Genomic DNA, 18,970 nt, shown 5'->3' with positions numbered 1-18,970 from the left:
TATTTAGTGTAATCGATTGTACTAAAATACAAAAGAAGTTGTAGTTTGTTTAATTTTTTAAGAATGAATTTAAGTTAGAACTCAGAATTCCAATCGTCATCGCCTCCTAAAACATTTTTAATGCTAAAGTTTTCTAAATCTTTTTTGGTTATTTTTTTTGCCCACTTTACTCGTTTTTTAGAAGCGCCTGCACCGGTAGATTTATATTCGGCGTAAAAGGTGGTTACTTCTGCATGAGGTTTTCCCCAATTGTGCCAACCTTCAGGTTTTATTAAGTTGCCCATGTCGCAGTTTATAAAAACAGTTTTCGCATAATCACGCCAAGGTCTGCCAAGGTAAAAGCTATGCTCTTCGGCACTTCCTGTAATTTTACAATCTTTAAATACAAAGCCAAATTTGGTGTTTTCGTTGGTTGATGCTGCCGTAACGTAGCCTTTGTTTTTACAGTAAATTTCGCAGTTTTCGAAATAGCCTGTGGACCATCCGAAGATAAAATCTACCGTACCCTCAATATAACAATCTTTATAATATTGGCGGCTATCGTTACCATGTAAATACAAGGTGTCTTGGTTGCCTAAAAAACGACAATTAACAAACACAGCCTTGTCCCCATCTACACGCACCGCCACGGCTTGACCAACGGTACCCGCACTATTTTCGAAAGTGATGTTTTTTGCTTTAAAATTATCACCAAAAATAAAAAACGAGGTTGAGCCTGTGGTGCCCATTTCTTCCCCAAAACTATTTAGTTTTTTTGCGTAATCGTCGTGGGTAATGATGGTTTTTAATTTATCTTCTCCAACAAAAGTGATATTGGTTTTTGAGGTTGGAAGTACTAATTTCTCTTTGTAAACGCCATTCTTTATGTAGAACTTGGTTTCGTTTTTTCTAAAATCTGGTACGGCGTTAATAGCTTCTTGAACAGTAGTGAAGTCGCCATTCCCTTCAGCATCAATTATAAAATGAAACTTTTCGCCGTTAATTTCTTTTTCTTGCGGAAGTACTTTAGTTAAACTGTTTGCATACAATTCAATATTTGTGTAATCGGCGTTTAAACTATTTAAGTTACTGTCGTTGGCGCTAGGGTTGAGGTTATTTTGTGTTTCCCAATCATCGGGAATACCATCGTTATCGGTATCTGTTTTTGCTTCGGAAGATTTTAATTCTGGCCATCCGCCAACATCTTTTTGCGAATCGATGATGCCATTTTTTATGCTAGCTGAACCTTCTTCAACGGCATGAATAATTCTAATATCAACTTTATCGCGAGCAACACTAGCGCCAGCTTGTTTTAAAACCATTTTGTATGCGGTTTTAGAATCTGAAGTTTCAATATTGCCTTCAATAAAAATAGGATCATTTAGTTTTGTTTCTAATGGGTTGTCGCATTGCACACCGCCATTCCAATTGTTTGTAGTGATGTTTGGGTAGCCGTCTACATAATTACCATTTACATAAAATTTACCGTATGGTTTATTCGGACTTACAATTCTATCTAATTTTGAAGACGTTGTTGCGGGTCCTGATTTGAAGTAATTATTAACCAGATTATAAGTGCCTTTTTCGCCACCATAAATATTGTTTTCGCCCCAGTTGTAAATGACGTTATTTCTAAAATCGACAAATTCGTTTTCTGAATTTTCGGTAGTTTTCGAACCACTAAAACGGGGGTTTCTACTATTGTTTGACGCTAAAAGGTTATGGTGAAACGACACATTAACGCCTCCCCAAATACCACCGTAACCGTGGGCACCTTTACTATGTACGGAACGATTTAATGCCTCGGAAATGATGCACCATTGCAAAGTGAAATTTTTGTTGTTGTAAAATGAAGCGTTTTCGTCTGTTCCCCAGCTAATAGAACAGTGGTCGATAATAACGTTTTGGGCATCGCGACAGCCTAAAGCGTCTCCTTCAATATTAGCTTCGTCTCCCATTCTAAATCGAAAATAGCGTACAATAACATTATCTGCTTTTATAGTAAACGGATAGTTTTTTAGCGTTATGCCATCTCCAGGTGCAGTTTGCCCCAAGATGGTTAAATCACCGCGGTTAACATCGAGTTTAGATTTTAGTTCAATAGTTCCAGCTACTGAAAAAACAATAGTTCGAGGGCCTTTTTTTAAAATACCTTTTCTAAAACTACCTTCACCATCATCGTTTAGGTTAGTTACGGTATACACCAATCCGCCACGACCACCCGAAGCATATTTACCAAAACCCTCCGCCGTTGGGAAAGCTAAATTTTGCCCGTAGCTATGGCTGCAAACAAATAGTATTACTGTTATTAAAATGGTTTTAGAAAAAGTTGTCATAATGAAACTATTAATTTATAAAAAAAGAGGTACACGTTAACATATTGTGTACCTCTTTACTTTAATTAAAATATATGAAATTTAGTGGTAATACTTTTTATTGTCTCCAACGAGGGTCACCAATTTGATTGTCGATAATAGTTTGGTTAGTTATAGTAAAATCACCATTAGCGGCATTGGCAAAACCTGGATCTAAATCTGATCCTGAACCGTCGAATATATATTGATTAGAGTCAGAAAAACCAGGAGCATTAAAGTAGTTGTTATTACTGAAAGTTGGCGTTTCATCAATACCAGAACGGTCGGCATAACCTTCAGAATCCGTTTCAGCAATTAACGTATTTCTAACGGTAACGTCGTTAGTAACAAAACGAACATATAAAATTCTACGGCTATCAGAATTAGAACAACCATATAAGGTACAACTATCAATTAAAATGTTACAGTTGCTATTTCCGTTTGAAACACCCGAAGCATCAAGTCTTAAGAAATCACGACCAGGTGCACAGTTGTTAAAAGTACTTGTTGTAATGTTAACGTTTAATACATCCGAACTTCTAAAGTCAATAAAGTCACCAGCGGCAGTTAACACATTACTAACTATACTGTTTTCTATGGTTAAAGTTTGAAGAACAGAACCACTAGTACTACCTCTTACGAAAGAACGATCGAAATCGTGGATGTTACAACCACTTATTAGCATAGAGTTGAAGTTACCTACATCGGAATAACTTACCATATCAATAAGTTCTGAAGCTGAATCTCCTGCAATATCTAAATCTATTAAACTAACATCTTCTGCTCCAGCAGCAATGGAAAATCCTATTTTTAAAAGTGGTTTAAAATCGGTTCTTAACCCTTGAATTGTTATTGATTTATCTAAAGTAACACTACCTACTTGTGAGGTATAGTCACCTTGCTCTAGTAGTAAGATATCTCCTGACTCAGCATCGGCAATCATTTGGAATAAGTCGTCGCTTGGTAACACTAAGGTGTTGTCTCCAATATCGATTCCTGTTTTAAAAGTAGAAGTACCTCTAATTTTAGCATTGTTGTAAAGGGTACCTTGGTAATCAGTATCAGCCATTAAATCTGGTATCGTTGCTACACCAGCTGCAATTTCTTGAGCTGAAAGATCGTAACGAACATCACCAGGCTGTAAAATGAAATGCGTAACATTTAACCCCGCTTCCCAACGTAAAGTTGCTTGTAATGCTTGAATGTCACCTGGTTGAGAAGGTAACATAATTTGCTCGGTTAACGTTTCTGCTTCTGCAATAACCCAAGACGAATCATTTAATCCGCGATTACTAACAGCTTTAATACGAATAGCATAAAGCGTTTCGCCTTCTAAACGAATTTGAATAGGTAATTCGCTAGCATCAATTTGTTGCGAAAGGTAGATGGTTGAAAACGTTGGGTCGTCTGCGCTAAACTCAGCGACATAATAATCGATGTTATCATCGGTAACCCAATTTAATTCAACATTAGTTTGATTTCTTATAAAAACTGATAAATCAGTTGGTGCAAATTCACGACTAATAGAAAGTTCTTCTATTACATCTTCGTTATACCCACAACCTGTAACCAAAATGGCTAAAAGCAGTACTGGTATTATTTTGAATATATATATTGTCTTCATAATTGTAATACTTTTAAATTATTAATTCTAGTAACCGTAATCGTTAACTAATTTTCCATTACTAGCAGCAATAAAAGTTTGCCAAATAGGCCAAAATTGTCTGGTATCTGGATCTACACCTTCAAGGAAAAGCGAATTAATTTCATTTTCAGGAAGGTTAGTCCAGTCTTGTGCAATATAGTCGCCTCCAGGGTTTACAGTTTCACCACGGTTTAATCCATAAATTACTATGGTTTCATCATCTTCATCAAGTTCGGTGTAATCGTTGTCTAAATAACGATAATATAGTGTTGTTGGGACATCGGCATACTCGCCAGTGCGGTCGCGTAAGTTGCGCATTTTTTCTTTGGCTTCTCTTAGTTTTTCTCCAAGTAAATTCCAACGAATTAAGGCTTGTTTACGTTCCATTTCTCCTGTAAATTCAAATTTATGTTCATCTACAATAGCGTTAAACATGGCTTGTTTACTAGATAGTGCATTTACATAATCGTCTACTTTTTCGGCATGAAGTTCAGCAGGGAAAGCGCGTCGTCTTAATTCTTTTAAGTACACAGCACCAGCAGCAGGACCTTCTAGTTCATTAGCAGCTTCGGCAGCCATTAACAGTATTTCGGCATAGCGCATGTAAAGTCTGTTAATACCGTCATCATTATCAGAGGTTACATACCTGTTCATCCACTCGTAGCGGTATTTTCCAAAATACCATCTGTTTAAACCGGCTAAAGTTTGTTGCGTAAAGGCAACGTTGCTATCTTTTGTTGGGTCTGGTGACGGTACTTCGCCAATTTGAGTACTCCATTCATATGGAACAGCTGTAATGTCTCTTCGTGTATCATCTTCATCAAAATCGTAAAAAACAGTCGGTAATGGACCTGCAATTCCACCTCGAGCTTGTCCTGTATTTTGATCGACCATACGATGACGAACAGCAAACGAGAAATTAACACGCCCACGACCATCAGAAAATGGCATTTCCCATAACGATTCGCCTCCTACAATTATATTTTCTTCGTTTAATTTTCTCCAAACACCTTCAAAGGTAGGTTCTAATCCTACGGTTCCGCTGTTTATTACATCGCGACATTCATCTAAAGCAATTTTATACATTTTTTGAACAGAAAGATCTGGGTCGTTACTTCTGCGAACCCCATCGTTAGGGTATTGTTGGTAGCCACAAGCAGACAATGCAATGCGAGCACGAAGTCCTTTTACGAATGCTTTGTTGATGCGTTCTACGGTTGTAGTTTTGCTATCTTCGTTTGGCCAAGGTACAAGGTCTGAAGCTATTTTTAAATCGGCAATAATTTGTTTGTAAATGGTATCGCGACTTGTTTTTGCTATGTATAAAGTTTCAGAATTTATAGGCTCGAAACGTGCTGGAACATCACCCCAAGCTTTAATTAAGTCGCTATAAAATACGGCACGATAGGTTAAGGCTACACCAAGTAAGCGACCAAGTTCGGTACCTGGTTCTTCGGTGCCGAATGTACGAATTCCTTCAATACACTTGTTTGCACGCTCTATCCCAATGTAAATTTCGTTCCAAGAACTATTGTCTCTGTCCATTTGCCCGTTATTAGGCTTGGCATCATAAATCACTAATTCACCAGAAGAGTTACCTACAGATGAAGAGTTATAGTTCCATTCTACATCGGTATTAAAACCATAAAAAGGAATATGACGACCACGGTACGAGTTGGTATGTGCAATAATTTCGATTACACCATCTACAGCACCTTGAGCTAAATCTGGGTTTGCAAATATTACGTTATCGGCAATGGTTGAAATAGCAGGTCCTTCTAAGTAATCGTCTTCAAATTCTTGGCAAGAATTGAAAGTAGCGATAGCAACCATGCTAAGCGTTAATGTTTTTATTAAGTTTTTCATTTTTCTTTAGAATTTTTTGATTAAAAGTTAAGATTTAAACCGAAAACGATTTGTCTACTTCTAGGATAAGGCGAGTAATCTACACCCGGTGTAAGTGGTGTGTTTCGTCTTGTTGAAACTTCAGGGTCTAAGCCTGAGTAATTAGTAACGATGAAAACGTTGCTAGCGGTGGCATAAAATCTTAAATTAGAAATGTGTAGCATCTCTGTAAACTCTTCAGGAATGGTGTAACCTAATGTTAAGGTGTTTAATCTTAAAAACGATCCGTCTTCAACAGCCCAATCACTAAAAACGTAATCAGACATATAGGGGGACCACATGGTTGTATTGGCGTTTAAAGCATCTAATTGTATAGGATCGGTTACTAATTGGCCTGTAGCCGGATCTAGGTTAGTCCAACGGTTACCATCACTCATAATAGTACTTAAATTCCTATATTGATTGTTTTCGTTTGCTGTTGTAAACTCAATTTTGTTCGCGTTATATACTTCACTACCTATGCTGTAACTAAAGGCTGCAGAAAAATCGAAACCATAGGCTGTAGCGTTCAGTACGATACCACCAGTAAAATCTGGGTTTGCATTTCCAATGATTTCTTGGTCATCGGCATCAATAATACCATCGTTGTTTAGGTCTTTAAGTTTCATCATACCTGGTTGTGCACCGCCTAACCATTCGTTATCTACTAAGCCTGATTTTAATGTGTATTCTTGTGAGGTTGCATCGTAATCGAAGTCTGATACTTCGTAACGTCCGTCGTTTCTAAATCCATACATTACACCTAGAGGTTGTCCTACAGTTACCAAATAATCAACACCAATTTGAGAAGATGCCCAATTAGTATTGGTTCTAAAATCTTCTAAACCTCCTAAAGCGGTTATTTCATTTTTGTTATAACTTCCGTTAAGTGCTAAGCTTAAAGAATAGTTTGGTTTTTCTAAAATAGATAAGTTTAAAGAGGCTTCGAGACCTTCATTTTGTACCTCACCTAAGTTTCTATATTGGTCGTCGTAACCAGAACCTGGTATTGGGAAGCGGATAAGTAAGTCTTTAGTAATGTTTTTGTAAGCTTCAAACGAACCGCTAACACGTCCTTTAAATATATCGAAATCTATACCAATGTTTTGTGTAATTGTAGTTTCCCATTTTAAATCTGGGTTTGCTAAAATACTAGAAGGTCTCCAATAATTACTAAAAGTATTTATTTGAGAAGTGGTTGTCGATTGATAGTTTTGAATAGTTTGTCCTGCTGGGATGTTGTTGTTACCCGATTGACCGTAACTAACTCTTAATTTTAAGTTGTTTAACCAGTTAGCATTGCTTAAAAATTCTTCTTCAGAAATTTTCCAAGCTAAGGCAGCAGAAGGGAAATAGCCCCAACGGTTGTTGCCTAAAAACTTGCTAGAACCATCGGCTCTGTACGTAGCTGTTAATAAATAGCGATCTTTTAAGTTGTAGTTTACACGCCCAAAGAATGATAATAGTTTATCATTAGGACTGTAAAAATCGTCTACTAAAAACGGAGTTGCCTGCGAGGTTAATGTTCTTGCTGTTTCAAAATCGAATAATTTTGGGAAACCGTGTAATGCAGAAGTTACTTCGTTGTTTTTAGTAAAAATAGATTCTTGACCAACTAAAAGTTTTAAATCGTGATTTTCGTTATTTAAAATATCCTTAAAATCGTAATTTAAAGTGTTGGCAGTTCTAAAACGCACACGCTTTTCGTCTTTGTTAACCAACGCAGGAGCACCTTGATTGTCTCCAGAAGGGACGTTGCCTGAGTAGTAGGTAGAACGGCCATAAAAACGATAATCTAAATCGTTACGGTTATCTAAACCTAAATCCATTTTGTATTGTAGGTTTTTAAATATTTTCCAAGAAAAGCTACCTACCATATTGAAGTTTTTTCTTAAACGCTTACGTTGGTTATCATCTACTGCTACAAAAGGGTTTACTAAATAACTCGATAAAGCTTCGTCGGTATTTGCTGTGGTAAGACCTGCAATTGGAATAGGCGAGTACCCAACACTGTGTCTTAAACGAGCATCGGCTGATGATACTTCATTTTGTTCGTTAGCACCACCACCGTTAACTTCGGTTTCAGAATAGCGTAAAGTGAACGATAAATCCACTTTGTCGTTTACTTTGCTTTTTAAACCTACAGAAAAGTTATTACGCTTAAAGTTAGAACCAACCATTATTGCTTTTTCATCGTAAAGTGCGTAATTAAGGTTGAAGTTAATTTTTTCGGTACCACCTCTCACAGATAAATCGCGACTTTCAACTTCACCCATTCGTCCGTAAATTTGTTTTTGCCAGTTGGTGCCTTTTTGACCAAGGTATTGATCGTAATCTTGCCATAAACCAAAAAGACTTTCGTAAGATTCCATTTCTTCTGGATTATCTAAAAGTGCATATTCGTATTGCCATTTAACAAAATCTTCTGGACTTAAAACATCGATAGTATTAGCAATTTTTTTAACACCGTAAAACATGTTAAAGTTTGCTGAAATTTTACCTTCTTTACCACTTTTTGTTGTGATAATAACAACACCGTTTGCGCCACGAGAACCGTAAATCGCGGTTGAAGAGGCGTCTTTTAAAACAGTAATATTTTCAATATCTGAAGACGATACGTCACTAATACTGTTTACAGGGAAACCATCAACAATAACTAATGGCGAACTGTTTTGCGTGATAGACCCACCACCACGAATTCGAATGCTAATATCGGCATCGGGAGAACCTTCAGTTGAGTTAATTTGTACACCTGCTAAACGACCTGTAAGTGCCTCGGCAACGTTTGGTATAGGTTGTTCTTTTAAGTCTGAACCTGAAATAGCAACAACCGAACCTGTTAAGTCCGATTTTTTAGCTGTTCCATATCCAATAACCACAACTTCGTTAAGTGCAGCAACATCTGGAGCTAAATTAGCATTTACCGTAGATTTACCAGCAGCATTTAATTCTAAAGTTTTGTAACCAATGTAAGAGAAAACTAGAGTAGCGTTTTCGCTTGAAACGGAAAGAGAATAGTTTCCGTCAAAATCTGTAGCGGCACCGTTAGAAGTGCCTTTTTCAATCACGGTTACACCTAATAGCGGTTCTCCCGTATCGGCATCGGTTACCAATCCTTTTATGGTCTTATTTTGAGCAAACAATGAAATGCTACTTAGCAAAAATGCACCCAAAACTAAAACTGAAAAACTTTTTTTACAGAAAAGACTTTTTGTTCCTCTTTTGAAAGCATAGAGAAACAAACCATTTAAATAGTTTGTCATAAAATTAGTTTAGTTGTTAACTTGTTTAGTTATTACATTCATATTGAATAATAAATGTAATCGATTGCACAAATATATAAGTTTTTATTTAATAATCAAACGAAATAAAGTTAGTTTAGATGATAAATTTTGACGCTGTTTTTTTGTTAATACCATAAAGTAATCTATTAATTAGCTTCATAAAGCTATAAAGATGAGCTATATTTGTAATCGATTACCTTAAAATTAAAATTAAAATTACCAACTACTATGTTTATTTATCACCGAATTTTACTTTGTTGCTTTATCCTTATTTTTTTTAATACGTCTCACGGGCAAGTTCATGATCCATCTTGGAGACGAATTATTAATAAACAGGACAAGGAATGGTTTGCATCTGATGAAGCCCAAACAATCGCCGATAATGTGTTATTATATCAAAGAGATATTGGCGGTTGGCCTAAAAACACGCAAATGCAAAAGCTGCTTTCTCCAGAGGAAAAGGAAAAGTTAAAAGCCTTAAAGCAAAGCACCGATGATGTTACAACCGATAATGGCGCCACCATTCAAGAACTCTTGTTTTTATCAAAAATGTATCGAGCCACAAAAAATGCAACTTATAAAGAGGCGTGGATAAAAGGTTTGCATTACATTTTTGAAGCCCAATATGAAAATGGTGGTTGGCCACAGTTTTATCCGTTACGAAAAGGGTATTACAGTCATATTACTTATAATGATAATTCCATGGTTAACATTTTGAAACTGTTGCAACAGGTGAAAAATAAAACCGATTATTATGCTGTTCCAGTTTCTGATGCTGATGTAAAACGTGCAGAAGAAGCTTTTAATAAAGGTATTGAATGCATTGTTAAAACCCAATACAAGCAAAATGGTGCGCTTACCGCTTGGTGTGCACAACACGATGTAAAAACACTTGCACCTGCAAAAGCAAGAAGTTACGAATTGCCATCGTTAAGCGGCGCCGAATCTGCTGAAATCGTTTGGTTATTAATGTCTATTGAAAATCCTTCGGAAGCGGTTAAGAATGCTATTGTGCATGCCGTGTCTTGGTTTAAAAAGGTGAAAATTGAAGGTTTAAAAGTGGAGCGAAAATTTGATGAAACTATACAAAAGAGAAATACCATAGTGGTTGAAGATGATGATGCGACACCCGTTTGGGCGCGTTTTATGGAACTCGATGATAATACACCGTTTTTTTGCGATAGAGACGGAATTAAAAAAGCAACACTTGCCGAAATAGGTTACGAACGCCGAAACGGTTACGCGTGGTATACTCAAAATCCGCAAAAAGTAATTGATAAATTTCCAGAATGGAAGGCAAAACATTACGAAAAGCCCTCTAAAAAAGTAAAAGACGCTTATAATGTTACTGTGGCCAAAGACGGAAGCGGTGATTATACGAGCATTCAAGAAGCTATTTATGCATCAAAAGCATTTCCGTACCAAAGGGTGATTATTAATATTAAAGATGGTGTTTACAACGAAAAAGTTCACGTATTTTCATGGAATACGCATGTGAGTTTTTTGGGTGAAAGTAAAGAAAATACCATTATTACGTTTGATGACTATTTTAGTAAGATAGATTTAGGGCGAAATAGCACCTTTTTAACATCAACCGTTTTAATTGAAGGTGACTATTTTCTGGCCAAAAACTTAACCATTCAAAATACTGCAGGTCCTGTTGGGCAAGCTGTAGCTTTATCGGTAAATGCGAATAATTGTTTTTTTGAAAATTGTAACTTAAAAGGTTATCAAGATACGGTTTACACAGCAGGCGAAGGTTTTAAACAATATTTTAAAAATTGTTTTATTGAAGGTAGTACCGATTTTATTTTTGGTGAAGCCACAGTGCTTTTCGACGATTGTGTAATAAATAATAAAACCAACTCTTACATCACCGCAGCATCAACAGCTAAAAATGAAACTTTTGGTTATGTGTTTAAAAATTGTAAACTTACAGCTGATGTTGGTGTAAATGAAGTTTATTTAGGCCGGCCATGGCGAAAATATGCCAAAACCGTTTTTATAAACTGCGATATGGGCAATCATATTTTACCAGTAGGATGGCATAATTGGAAGAATAAGGAAGCAGAATCGACCTCGTTTTATGCCGAGTATAACAATACGGGAATAGGTTTTAAACCAAATGAACGTGTTAGCTGGTCGCATCAACTCGCAAAAAAACAGGCAAAAAAATATACCATCAACAACATACTAGGAAATCAATTTTTTGAAAATTTAAATCAACATGACTAAGCATTTCATTTTTATCATTTCATTGGCGTTTACATTAAGTTGTTCGGCGCAAAAAACAACCATTTATTTAATTGGCGATTCTACCATGGCCAACAAAAAGAATCCAGAACACAACCCAGAACATGGTTGGGGGCAAGTGCTTCAAGATTATTTTACAAATGATGCTGTAATCGATAACAGAGCAGTTAACGGACGAAGCTCAAAAAGTTTTATCGGTGAAGGACGCTGGGACTCTGTTTTAGAAACATTAAAAAAAGATGATTATGTGTTCATTCAATTTGGGCATAACGACCAAAAGTTTAAATCGCCCGATCGTTACACAAATCCGCATACAACTTACAGACATAACCTCATTAAATATGTAAATGAAACACGAGAAAAAGGTGCTATTCCAGTTTTGTTTTCATCTATAACCCGACGAAATTTTAACGAACACGGCGTATTGGTTGATACTCATGGCGAATACCCGTTGGAAGTACGCTTGGTTGCGCAAGAGTATAATGTGCCTTTTATTGATTTGCAATATTTAACCGAAGTTTTAGAGCTTTCGTACGGCGAAGAAGCTTCAAAAAAATTACATCTGCATTTTGCTCCAGGTGAACACCCGTATTATAAAAAGGGAAAGGAAGATAATACACATTTATCAAACTTAGGAGCTAATGAGGTTGCTAAATTGGCTATTGTTTCATTAAAAGAAAAAGTGGCATCAATTAAAAAATACATTAAAGACTAAATTTTAAAATGAAATTGAAGTCAATTAAAGCTTATGTGCTTTTACTAATCCTTTTCACCGTTCAATTTACATTTGGGCAATGGAGTGCAAAACAAGATTCGGCGGTAACTGCAATTCAGCAACGAATAAAATTACCTAATATCCCTAATTTTTCGGTTAATGTTTCTCAGTTTGGAGCCATTGGCGATGGTAAAAAAGATTGCAAAAAGGCATTCGATAAGGCTATGAAAGCCTGTGCAAAAAGAAACGGTGGAACTATTGTAGTTTCAAAAGGTGTTTACAAAATTAATGGACCTATTCATTTTAAAAGTCATGTGAAATTGCATTTAGAAGCGGGTTCAAAATTGGTTTTTGGTTCCAATCCAGACGACTATCCTTTAGTGCTTACCAGTTGGGAAGGAACAGCTGTTTACAATTACAGTCCGATGATTTACGGTATCAATGTGCAGGATGTAGCGATTACTGGCGAAGGAACAATTGATGGCGAAGGTCATGGTGTTTGGGCAACTTGGAAACCTTTAGAGCAAAAAGGAAAACAATTAAGCCGAGATATGAATCATGAGCAAACGCCTGTTGAAAAGCGCATATTAGGCGATGGCTATTATCTGCGCCCGCAACTTATACAATTTATCAATAGCGAATCTATTTTAATTGAAGGTGTTAAAGTTGAAGATGCGCCGTTTTGGTGTGTGCATTTATTAAGAAGTAAAAGTATAACGCTACGAGGGATTCGTTACGATGCGCACAATAAAAATAATGATGGTTTAGATATTGAACAATCGAGTGATGTGCTTATTGAAAATATTACCTTTAATAATGCAGATGATAACGTAGCCATTAAAGCTGGACGAGACGATGATGGTAGAAATAGCGCGATGCCTTCGGAAAATATTATCGTGAAAAACTGCAAGTTTAAAGGTTTGCATGCTCTGGTGATAGGCAGCGAAATGTCGGCAGGAGTTAAAAATGTATTTGCTTTTAACAATGAAGCAAGCGGTTATTTAAAACGTGGCATTTATTTAAAAACGAATTCTGATAGAGGCGGATATATTAAAAATGTATTTATTGATAATATTGATTTTGGTAATGTTGAAGATGCGATTTACATGACCTCAAATTATCACGGTGAAGGAAGTGGATTGCATCCATCAAAAATTTCTAATATTAATATTTCTAATGTCAACTTTAAAACGGTTTCCAATGCCGCGATTGTTATTGAGGGTTATCCTGGTTTTGAGGTTGAAAATGTGACCTTAGACCATTTAAATATTGAAAAAGCCACCAACGGAATGACTTTAAGCAATACTAAAAATATTCAGTTTAACGAAGTGGTTATTGGCGAAAAACAAGGTGTTCCAAGTTCTGTGAAATAAAAATGATTTCGTTGTTCCCTTGAGCGAAGTCGAAAGGTGCTTTAGATAAAAAAAATAATGAGGTTTCGACTGCGCTCAACCTGACAAACAGAGATTATCTCTTATGATTTTTAGTAAAATGATATAACGCTAAACACTTTAAATTTCTAATAACAATCGCTTTTAATTTGTTGCTTATTTTGGTAATAACTTAAGGGTTTGTTATTGTATTTGGTAACAATATCTTCCAAGGTTGCTAACACACTTTTGTACATGGCAAGCGAGCCGCAAATCATAATAACACCATCACTGTAAAGCGTTTGGGCAATGTTTTGTGCATTTTCATCTAGTTTATCTTGAACGTATTGTTTTTCGTTTTCGCGGGATAATGCCAAATGAAATTTGCTCAGTTTTTTAGATGCTATATAATCGTCAATTTGATTTTTATATAAGTTGAAAGAAGCCGCGGTACGCAAACCTAAATACAATTGGGTTTCAGAATTTTTATTTTGACTCAGCATACCTAAAAACGGCGCAATACCCGTACCGTTCGCAATCATAATCACAGATTTTGACTTTTTTGGTAGATGGAAGGCTGAATTTTTCACCAATCGCGCTTTAAAAGCGGTGTTATTTTGAAGGTTATGTAAAAACCCAGAACCTATGCCGTTTTCATGAAGCTTCACACTTAAATGAATGTTACCATCTACTTTTCCAATTGAATATAAGCGTTCGCGGTAATCGTTTTTCGGGTAAATAGCCAGCAAATCGCCCGAAGTAAATTGATGATGTTTTTTAGGTTTTAAAGTGATTAAAAACGTTTCGTCAATATTATTTTCGGTTTTACTTAATACTTTAAGCTTTTTAAGCTGTTTTGGAGCAATAGCGAGCGCTTTTTCAGGAATTGAAACGTTTATGTTTGTCGCTTCGCACCATTGTTGTACCCATTGGTTAAAAGCTTCAACGGACTTGTCGTTTATGGTAAAAATAGGCAACAAGCTTTTAAATTTTTGTTGCAATGCCAAATCAACGTCAAAGGCAAACTGACAAAAATCGGGGTATGCCAACGAACCAAAACCAACTACCGAAAATTGTAATTCGTTATGGTTTGCTTCGTTGTTTAAACGTTGTATAAACTTATTGGCGTTTGTGGTTGCTTCACCTTGCCCATAAGTAGCGGTCATTACAATTAAATGTTTTGCTTTCGGGTAATTGGTGTAGCTGTTCAATTGATTTATAAATGCTTTTTTGCCTGCAGCGATAAGTTGTTTATAAAAGGCATTGGCGTAGGTGAGTGTGCTTCCGTTTTCCGATCCAACTAAAATGATGTATTCAGCTTCGTCTTTTTTGTATTTGTTTTTTAGTCTGGCTTTGCGTCTCGCAAAAGTCATAGCAAACCCAGAATAAATAAAGAACAGAATATTTGCGGTAGCAACAGCTAAAATAAGTGCCCAAATAATGCTGCCTTTTCCTGTGTGTAGATTGAGGCTTAGTCTGGTGAAAATAGTAACTAAAGGCGTTTCAATACTACTTAAAATATCGCCCGTAATTTGGTTGACAACAAGTTCTTTGCTTTTTAATGTTAAAGTGAAATAGTCTTCAACATCTTCCGAAAAGGGAAACTCTATAGTTTTAACTTCAGAAAGTTTGGTGTTTTTAAATATTGCAATTTCAGAAATGGATTGTTTTGGGGTTTCAGAAATAGCATCAAAATCTATTTGATGGTCGGTTGTGGTTTCTGGCAGTAAGTTGAATTTTTCAAAAGACAAATACACACCCGTTGCGGTAATGATTAAAATAGGAATTAACGACAATCGGCCCAATACCACATGCCAATATTGGTTGAAGTTTTCGTTTACAATTTTCGCAAAAAACTTTTTAATACCACGTTGACGCTTTAGTATTAAAATGGTTCCGGTAATGGTGATTAAAAACAATAAAAACGAACATAACCCAACAAAAAAACGTCCAACACTTTTTAAAAATAACGACCTATGTAAGCTAGTAACCCATTGAAAAAATTTTGACGTTTCAATTTCTTCGCCTAAATATTGCGCTGTTTTTGGGTTGAAATAGCCTTCCAGATTATCGCCTTCTTCAGTAAAAACCGATGCGATTACAAAATCGTTGTCATCAACTTTTATATCGATAATTTCTGGATAGGTTGCTTTAAAAACGGTGATGGTTTCAGCAACGGAAATGTTATTTAGGTTTTCAACGTGGTAAGGTTCTAGTTGTTCTGAAATAGGTTGAAATGCCAGAATTATTCCGGTAACCGATGCTAGTAGTATAAAAACAAAAGAAGATACAGCCAGTGCGAGGTGACTGTATCTCCAAATGGAAATGGTCATGTGTTATGTTGTTTTTGAGACGTTTTGAGCGGTGATCAGGCTTATAACAAAGAGATTACTTCGTCGAGCCTCCGCGTAATGCCAGGTACTTGAACTTCTATATTCAAACCACTTGCTTTACTGCTTCAAAAAGTCTCAGCTTTTCCTAATTAGGCATCATACGTACGTAACGTATAAAACCAGTACCTTCTTTTTTACTTTTTACAGTTTCTGATGTTAAAGGGAACTCCACGTCTTTTGTAAAGTATTTGTCATCTTCAACGGCAGTTTCAAAACGAATGCTATAACCAGCATCAATTTTAGAATCGTCTATACTTAAAACGCTAATGGTACGCTCACCACCAGCAATAGTTTCACCTGTAATAGCATCAATATTATTGCGTTTTTTTCCATAGAAATCCCACCAAGATTCTAAGGTGTTAAACCACTCGTCGTCGTCGCCTTGCATGTAAAGTGTTTCTTCGTATTTGCCATCAGGATTAATAAGCGAAATAACCACGTATGCACCATGACCTGTATAGTTTGTCATTTGTATCATGCATTTGTATTTACTGGCTTTGGTGAAGTTGGTAAACGATGCTAAACCTAGCACTGCGATTCCTAAAAGGGTTAAAAATTTTAATTTCATTTGTTTTGTTTATTTTTAATTAGCTGTAAGTATTGAAAAGTTGTTGAGATTCTTCACTGCGTTCTGAATGACACAAATTAACATTTTAACAGCCTTTGTAAACTTAGTATTATTTTAAAAATTCGATTGAAATGTTATTCTTTTTTAATAATTCGTTTTCTGAAGCTAAATCGTATGCAGTTTCTTCAAAATCGGTTTTAGCATCTTTTTTTGCGCCTTTATCAAGTAAGAATTTAAGAATATCTTGATCCTTTGCTTTCATGGCAGCAATGTGTAACGCGGTGTTACCGTCGCTGTTTTTAGCATTAACATCGGCTTTTGTTTTTGCGGCAATGTTTAATAAATCGGTGCTGTTTTTTTCAACGGCTAAATGGTATAATGTATTTCCGCTTTTTTGAGGTGCAGCAATATCTAAGCCTTTACTTTTTAAAAGGTCTAACTTTTTGTTGAAATCGTCTTTACTTCTAGGCGATAATCCGCTAACTAAAGCATAAGTGGCGTTATTTCCAGCGGCATCGGTAACCTCTAAATCGGCACCATTATCTAATAAAAATTCAACAACCTCTGGTTTATTAGAGCGAATCGCTAAAAGTAGGGCAGTTTCACCTTTTTTATTCGCGTGGTTTATGTCTTTAGTCTCTTTCAACAAGGCTTTTAAAATACTTAAATCGTTTCTTGAAGCCGCACTTAAAAAGGCTGTGTTGCCATCGTTATCTTCGGCGTTGGCATTTAACCCTTTTTCTAATAAATAGTTTAAAATTTCGGTGTCTTTGCTACGTGCTGCAATAATATGTAGAGGCGTTTGGCCGTCTTCGTTAGTTACTTTCGGACTTAAACCAACGCTTTCTAAATAGTTGTAAACCTCTAATCCGTTAGAAGTACCGCGACCACCTTGAGACGCAAATAAGAAGGCTTGATTGTTTCCTTTAACACCTTTTTTAATTAAGGTATTCATTAAATCGATATTTCCAGTTCTGGCTACATAATTAAACGCGCCATTACCGTGCATGTCTTTACTATCAATGCTTAAACCTTTAGACTCGAAATACTCGGTAAGTTTAAAATCTTTGTCTTTTGAAATTGCAATAAGTAACGCGTTTGCACCATCATGGTTTACGTCTTCTTTTAAATTTGCACCATTAGCAATAAGTAAATCGTAAACTTTTAAATTGGTGTTACCAGCATTGGCCGCAAAATTTAAAGGCGTGTAATCGTGATCGTCTCTAACATCGGTTTTTGCGCCATTTTTTATTAAGTATTCTACCAATTTAGCGTTGCCTTTGTAGCCTGCCCAAAAGATGTATGTACGTCCGTCGTGAGTAGGTTTGTTAACGTCGTTACCAGGTTTTGAAATCATATGTAAAATAGATTCGTAAGGCGCATTAGAGTTAATGGCAAGGGTTACACCATCAAAGTTAGCACCGTTAGCTTCAGCAGGATCGTTACCAGCTTTTATTTTAGCATCGATAATTTCTGGTGTTGGGTTTGAACCCCAAAAGTCACGGCTTAAAAATATGTTATCAGGTTCTGGAAAACTTGGTCGCTGTGGTTGAGCGAAACAAGTCATACTTACAAAAAGAGTAATTACAGCAAGTTGTATTTGTGTTTTCATGGTTTTATTTTACAAATGATTCAATTAATGGATTAATTTCTTCGGCAGTTTGGTACTTTTCTTCATCAAAAAGGTATTTGTAAAGTACTTTGTTATCTACTTTTTCTTCTAATTCTAAATTTTTATGTCTTGCAAACACATCGTCCCACTTAGCACGAACAATTGCCCATTTAGGTGCGTTGGTTTTCCAGTAATCTTGCGCTGCTTTACACTTGCTGTCGGCTACTTTTACATAGGTATTATAACCTTTTTCTTGAGCAAGTAGCACATCTTCTTTTCCGTCTTCGCGGATGACTTTATCGTTGTCTTGATCGTGAATCCATCCATTTTCAACAATTTGATGACGATTACTGCGTACCGTTACGTTATAATCGCTACGTTTTGTGTATTCGCGACGTGGTAATGGTGCCGATGTGGTGCTTTCCCAGTAACTTTTACCATCAACATGTACCCATGTTGCAGTACCTTCGTAACGTGGGCTATCATCAACTTGAAAGACTTTCTGTGTCCATTGGCCTTTAACATCGGATTTAGGTAAGCTTACATAAGTCCATTTGTTATCGTGATTAAACTCGTATAAATCGGTATTTTCGTATTCCCAGTCTTGTCTCCAGTGTTTTACAATATAAGGATGCGCAGGAGGACCTACGATTAGCAAATGCTGCATCGATATTTTGTTTTTATCGTCTTCAACTAATTGTACCCACTCTAGACCTTTATCGTGTTTCGTTTCTGATGGTACGTATGTTGAATCTCCCGAGTATTCGAAAGTTTCAGCAAAATTAAAGGTTACTTCGTAACAACCACACATCTTTTTAATGGCTGCTTGGTCTTGGGCTTTTTTGTTTTGCGCCACAGAAGCAAACGGTAAAGCTAGAGTTAGTAAAGCAATTACAGCTAAGTGTTTCATTTT

General features: G+C 36.2%; 11 protein-coding genes. 3 read left to right on the top strand and 8 right to left on the bottom strand.

Annotated features, from left to right (window positions below):
• Positions 1-74: 74 nt before the first annotated feature.
• The 4 genes from PK35_RS16560 to PK35_RS16545 all read right to left on the bottom strand — a co-directional run bounded on the left by PK35_RS16560 (position 75) and on the right by PK35_RS16545 (position 9,125).
• Entirely contained in the window at positions 75-2,315 is a 2,241-nt protein-coding gene (locus PK35_RS16560) for a pectinesterase family protein (RefSeq protein WP_044627692.1), read from the bottom strand.
• 97 nt (positions 2,316-2,412) lie between these two features.
• Complete coding sequence (locus PK35_RS16555; protein ID WP_044627691.1) at positions 2,413-3,957, bottom strand: DUF5123 domain-containing protein; 1,545 nt, start codon at positions 3,955-3,957, stop codon at positions 2,413-2,415.
• A gap of 27 nt (positions 3,958-3,984) precedes the next feature.
• Positions 3,985-5,844: a RagB/SusD family nutrient uptake outer membrane protein gene (locus tag PK35_RS16550; protein WP_044627690.1), complete on the bottom strand. Its 1,860-nt coding sequence runs from the start codon at positions 5,842-5,844 to the stop codon at positions 3,985-3,987.
• Between the two features lie 20 nt (positions 5,845-5,864).
• Complete coding sequence (locus PK35_RS16545) at positions 5,865-9,125, bottom strand: SusC/RagA family TonB-linked outer membrane protein (RefSeq protein ID WP_082048614.1); 3,261 nt, start codon at positions 9,123-9,125, stop codon at positions 5,865-5,867.
• A 249-nt stretch (positions 9,126-9,374) separates the two neighbouring features.
• Here PK35_RS16545 and pelA point away from each other — a divergent pair, with 249 nt between their 5' ends.
• From pelA to PK35_RS16530, 3 genes are read left to right on the top strand one after another with little or no spacing between them, the layout of a single operon-like run.
• Complete coding sequence (gene pelA / locus PK35_RS16540; protein ID WP_044627689.1) at positions 9,375-11,381, top strand: pectate lyase; 2,007 nt, start codon at positions 9,375-9,377, stop codon at positions 11,379-11,381.
• Positions 11,374-12,114 carry a rhamnogalacturonan acetylesterase gene (locus tag PK35_RS16535; protein WP_044627688.1) on the top strand — a complete coding sequence of 247 codons (741 nt, stop codon included), beginning with the start codon at positions 11,374-11,376 and terminating at the stop codon, positions 12,112-12,114. Before pelA ends, PK35_RS16535 begins: the two co-directional genes overlap by 8 nt.
• Positions 12,115-12,122: 8 nt before the next feature.
• Complete coding sequence (locus tag PK35_RS16530) at positions 12,123-13,487, top strand: glycoside hydrolase family 28 protein (protein WP_082048613.1); 1,365 nt, start codon at positions 12,123-12,125, stop codon at positions 13,485-13,487.
• Positions 13,488-13,633: 146 nt separating this feature from the next.
• Here the strand turns inward: PK35_RS16530 and PK35_RS16525 are convergent, their stop codons facing one another.
• From PK35_RS16525 to PK35_RS16510, 4 genes are all read right to left on the bottom strand, one after another.
• A complete protein-coding gene (locus PK35_RS16525) occupies positions 13,634-15,817 on the bottom strand; it encodes a PepSY domain-containing protein (RefSeq protein ID WP_044627687.1) in 2,184 nt (727 codons plus the stop codon).
• A 145-nt stretch (positions 15,818-15,962) separates the two neighbouring features.
• Entirely contained in the window at positions 15,963-16,445 is a 483-nt protein-coding gene (locus tag PK35_RS16520; RefSeq protein WP_044627686.1) for a DUF2271 domain-containing protein, read from the bottom strand.
• A gap of 109 nt (positions 16,446-16,554) precedes the next feature.
• Positions 16,555-18,057: an ankyrin repeat domain-containing protein gene (locus PK35_RS16515; protein ID WP_044627685.1), complete on the bottom strand. Its 1,503-nt coding sequence runs from the start codon at positions 18,055-18,057 to the stop codon at positions 16,555-16,557.
• A gap of 4 nt (positions 18,058-18,061) precedes the next feature.
• Positions 18,062-18,967: a DUF6607 family protein gene (locus PK35_RS16510; RefSeq protein WP_044627684.1), complete on the bottom strand. Its 906-nt coding sequence runs from the start codon at positions 18,965-18,967 to the stop codon at positions 18,062-18,064.
• Positions 18,968-18,970 lie beyond the last annotated feature (3 nt).

Source organism: Neotamlana nanhaiensis, from assembly GCF_000943555.1.
Taxonomy (GTDB): domain Bacteria; phylum Bacteroidota; class Bacteroidia; order Flavobacteriales; family Flavobacteriaceae; genus Neotamlana; species Neotamlana nanhaiensis.
Note: the sequence above shows the minus strand (reverse complement) of the source record. Positions and strands in the feature narration are given on the sequence as shown.